The sequence below is a fragment of the Mesorhizobium sp. M1A.T.Ca.IN.004.03.1.1 genome (assembly GCF_003997555.1).
Lineage (GTDB): Bacteria > Pseudomonadota > Alphaproteobacteria > Rhizobiales > Rhizobiaceae > Mesorhizobium.
The window spans coordinates 1-231 of record NZ_RZTV01001197.1 but is presented as its reverse complement, the minus strand read 5'-3'; the positions used below and the strand labels follow the sequence as shown (position 1 = coordinate 231).

Here is a 231-nt window from a genome sequence, read left to right as displayed (position 1 = left end):
CCCGAATTGGCCGGTCTCGTTCACTACACCACCGTCAGACGCGGCAACGTGACCGAGCACATCATGACGACGAAGGAAGCCATCCAGGCGGTGAAGAGCGGGCAGCCTGTTCCGCCGGGCACGCATTTCGTGCTGGTCGATTACCGCGACGGGCAAGTCTATCGCACTTTCGTTATGGAAAAGGGCTCCGGCTGGGGCGGCGACTATGACGAAGACCGTCGCACCGGCGAC

At 62.3% G+C, this 231-nt stretch carries 1 pseudogene; it reads left to right on the top strand.

The window, feature by feature from the left end:
* Positions 1-231, top strand: a pseudogene (locus tag EOD29_RS35475) (cytochrome P460 family protein); the annotation flags it as partial.